A 4,271-nucleotide genomic window follows, 5' to 3' on the forward strand; every position below is an offset into this window, starting at 1 on the left:
TTTGATATGGATGAAAAATATATTGACAGAAGCATTGGTGAATTCAGCTACTAATGCTTCTTTTATTTTTTAGTTATACAAATTCTGCAAAGTTAAGGATAGATAATTTTTAAAAAGATGGAAAAGTAGAAACGATTTTCCGCATCTTCTCAGGCCTGTGATGACTTTGATTTGTCCGTCATGTTGACAAGCAATCAATTTTTGTAAATATAGATTTCTTTGAATTTCCATAAATCCTCCTAGTATAAAGTAATATAAAAACTCGCAATACATTATATTAAAATTATACAATTTGATAAAACTTTTATCAAACGAAATATAATATAATGCAAAAACTCGCAATACATTATATTTAAAAAAGATGTGCATTACACACATCTTAATCTTTATTTGTTTGTGCTGGGATTTCAGCTGGCTTATTTAAGATATACATGAATTCTTCACCCGTAATTGTTTCTCTTTCATATAAGAATTTGGCAAGTTCATGTAACTTCATTTTGTTGTCTTCTAGAATTTGATAAGCCTCGTCATGTGCTTTTTTAATTAATGCGATGGTTGCCTCATCAATCTTAGTCGCTGTTTCATTTGAACAAGCTAAAGATGTATCGCCACCCAAATATTGGTTGTTTACTGTTTCTAAAGCTGTCATACCAAATTCATCCGACATTCCTAATCGTGTAATCATGGCTCTGGCTAGTTTCGTGGCTTGTTCAATATCGTTGCTCGCACCACTTGTGATTGAATTAAAAATTAATTCTTCAGCACAACGACCACCTGTATACACCATGATTTTTTGGAAAGCTTCTTCTTTTGATAATAGGTTTTGTTCATTTTCTTCTACTTGCATAGTGTATCCCAAAGCCCCTTTTGTACGAGGAATAATTGTGATTTTATGAACGGGAGCCGTATTTTTGCATTTGGCAGCGACTAGAGCATGACCAATTTCATGATAAGAAACAATCATTCTTTCTCGATTTGAAATCACTGCACCCTTCTTTTGTTCACCGGCAATAACGATTTCAATGGATTCTTCTAAGTCTTTTTGAACCACCGTTTTACGATGGTCACGAACCGCTAATAAAGCTCCTTCATTAATGATGTTGGCAAGTTCGGCACCACTGGCACCTGCACTAGCTCTAGCGATTACGTTAAAGTCAATGTTGTTAGAGCATTTGATGTCTTTGGCATGTAATTTAAGAATGGCTTCACGACCGGCAAGATCAGGAAGTTCAACAGGAATTCTTCTGTCAAATCGACCAGGACGCGTTAAAGCAGGATCTAATGAGTCAGGACGGTTTGTGGCGGCAAGCAATACGACGCCTTTGGATCCATCAAATCCATCCATTTCAGCAAGCAACTGGTTCAATGTTTGTTCACGCTCATCATTACCATTCATGCCTGCTCCATCACGTTTTTTACCAATGGTATCAATTTCATCGATAAATACAATACAAGGTGCTTTTTCACGAGCTTGTTTAAATAGGTCACGTACTTTGGCAGCTCCTCTACCGACAAACATTTCTACGAATTCACTACCTGAAATCGAGAAGAATGGAACGCCAGCCTCACCCGCAACGGCTTTGGCAAGTAATGTTTTACCTGTTCCAGGAGGACCTACTAATAAGGCTCCTTTTGGCATTTTGGCACCAATCTCTTTATATTTAGCTGGATTATTTAAGAAATCCACAATTTCTTGTAGGTTTTCCTTCGCTTCTTCTTGTCCAGCTACATCTTTGAATGTTTTTCCCGTTTGTTCACCGACATAGACTTTGGCATTGCTCTTTCCTAGATTGCCTAGACCAAAACCAGAGCCTTGTGAAAATGACATTTGATCATCTCCGCCCATTTTCTTTTGCATACGCTTAAACATCCATGATCCAAATGCCCAGAAAATGATTAATGGTAAGAAAAAGGAAATTAAACTCGATAAAATTGGATTCATTTGTTCTTGATAGACTTGTCCAAATTTAGCTCCGGATTTATCCAAACGATTGACTAAATCTGAATCATTCATAACACCTGTTTTAAAGGTTTTATCTGTTGAGTTTTTCTTTAAAGTGTAATAAATATTGTGGTCTTCAATTTGAACGGTATCAATCTTCTTTTCTTCAATTTTATTTAAGAAATCAGAATAGTTTGTGGTTTCAAGCTTAGATTGTTGAAACATAGGGAATATGATAAAGTTTAAAGCCATAATAACAATCAATATAATTGTGTAATATCTGTATAAAGGTTTCTTTTGTTTGTTCATGAGTGTTCCTCCTTAAGAAATTGATTACATTATACACCTTATTAGCACTTTCGCAAGCAGAGTGCTACACATTCCATAATTCCACATAATTTAAAAGAAAAAGTACCGCCATTGCGATACTTAATGAGTTGTGATACGCGTAATATGCACAATTAAATATATTTTTTCATCACGCGTAATTTGTTTATGTAGTAATCTATCGATATATTTTTCGATTTGTTCTACGCAGTCTAATGCAGAAGAATTCTTGATAATATATGTATAATATATATCATCATTTTCATTTTCAAGCATTTTATTTTCTAAAAGTCGTTGTAAGAAAAATTGCATGTGAACAACAAATCTTGAATAGTTTAGCGAATTCTCATCAATTGTATAGCCATAATGTAATTGAATGATTTGAAAAATATCTTTTAACATTTTGACCATCAACATACCATTTTCTGTTGAAAGATCGTTCGATTTGATTTGTGCATTCACAAAGTGAAAGGCAATATTTCCGGCTTCTGTTTCAGGCAATTGAATATGAAGTGTTTCATTAATGTAGTCTACAGCTTGTAAACCAAGCATAAATTCATTTGGATAAAATTTTTGGATTTCCCACAACATTCTATTTTGTAGAACAATGCCTTTTTCATATCTTTCTACTGCATATAACAAGTGATCTAACAAAGTCACAAAGATTTGTTTGTTGAATGGAGAAGAAATTTTAAGTTGCGCCATTTCAATGATGTGGTGCACAATTTCTAAATAGATGTCGGGTGCGTTTTCTAAAACTTGAAGATATCCATTTTTATTTGTACTATCTTGAAGAATGTATGTTTTTTCTATATCTTCATCTCTAATTTCGTCTCCTACTTTATAGTGAAAACGCAGCCCCTTTCCCATCACAATCATTTCCTCATGATTATCATTCACTAGAAGCATATTGTTGTTTAAAAATTTTTCGATAATCATGTGAAGCACCTCATCTACTTAGATATTCTTTCCGTTTTCCTCAATTACTTGTTTGTACCAGTAGAAACTGTCTTTTTTATATCGTTTTAATTCTTTTAAATCAAATTCATCACGATCGACATAAATGAATCCGTATCTTTTCTTATAGCCTTGATGTGTACTAACAACATCAATGGCAGCCCAAGGACAATAGCCAAGCATTTTGACACCATCTGTAATGGCTAAGCGCATTTGGTGAAGGTGTTTTTGAATAAAATCAATACGATATTGGTCATGAATACATCCATCTGGTTCTAATGTGTCATTGGCACCAATTCCATTTTCTGTAATCAGAATAGGAAGTTGGTAACGTTCATATACCTTTCTTAAAGTATATCGGAATCCAACAGGATCAACAACCCATCCATACTGTGTTTTCTCTACGTATGGGTTCTCACTAGGTCGATATACGCCTTGTTCACCTAGCATAATTTGTTGGTCACCCGCTCTTGCAGCTACATCGGAAGCGTCTCCTTTACTTGCAGCTATAGTTGCGGTTGAATAATAATTCATGGCGATAAAGTCTGGGTTTGCGCCTTTTAATGTTTCAAAGTCTCCATCTTGAATTTCTGGAGCGATATTACGATCTTTTAGGTAAGACCATGCCAAAGGGTGGTATTTTCCAAATGCACAAACATCGACAAAGTTCCAACAGCGAAGTACTTCCCAGTTGTGAGCGGCAATCGCATCATTTGGATTACAAGTAGCTGGATACATAGCTGTTAAATTTAGTGCAGGTCCGATTTTACCTTTTGGAACCATATTATGGAAGAGTTTCATGACTTTTGCCTGAGCAAGCATCATATGGTGGTTTTGTTGATACAAATCTTTTTTAGATGGTAATTTTCCGCCTTTAGGTAATCCAATTGCACCAGGATGTAGAATCATCGTATTTTGTTCGTTGATCGTTAACCAGTACTTTACTTTTGATCCATAGTGGATAAATAATACTTTGGCATATTCAACAAAGGCTTCAATCGTATCACGGTTTAACCAACCACCCTTTTCTTCTAGGCAATATGGT

The 4,271-nt window shown here is 34.9% G+C and carries 3 protein-coding genes; all 3 read right to left on the reverse strand.

All coding sequences use genetic code 11. The annotated features are described in order from the left end of the window. Positions 1-379: 379 nt before the first annotated feature. Positions 380-2,251 carry an ATP-dependent zinc metalloprotease FtsH gene (gene ftsH / locus ACZQCL_RS04250; protein ID WP_482481917.1) on the reverse strand — a complete coding sequence of 624 codons (1,872 nt, stop codon included), beginning with the start codon at positions 2,249-2,251 and terminating at the stop codon, positions 380-382. 120 nt (positions 2,252-2,371) lie between these two features. Further along, entirely contained in the window at positions 2,372-3,208 is an 837-nt protein-coding gene (locus tag ACZQCL_RS04255; RefSeq protein WP_278603197.1) for a PRD domain-containing protein, read from the reverse strand. An 18-nt stretch (positions 3,209-3,226) separates the two neighbouring features. Continuing rightward, a partial coding sequence (locus ACZQCL_RS04260) for a glycoside hydrolase family 1 protein (RefSeq protein ID WP_482481918.1) occupies positions 3,227-4,271 on the reverse strand: 1,045 nt, incomplete at its 5' end.

The sequence above is a fragment of the Holdemanella sp. genome (genome assembly GCF_056804935.1).

Excerpts from the sequence above, each read along its gene's own strand:
- ftsH (WP_482481917.1), bottom strand. The coding sequence starts at position 2,251 with ATGAACAAACAAAAGAAACCTTTATACAGATATTACACAATTATATTG.
- ACZQCL_RS04255 (WP_278603197.1), bottom strand. The coding sequence starts at position 3,208 with ATGATTATCGAAAAATTTTTAAACAACAATATGCTTCTAGTGAATGAT.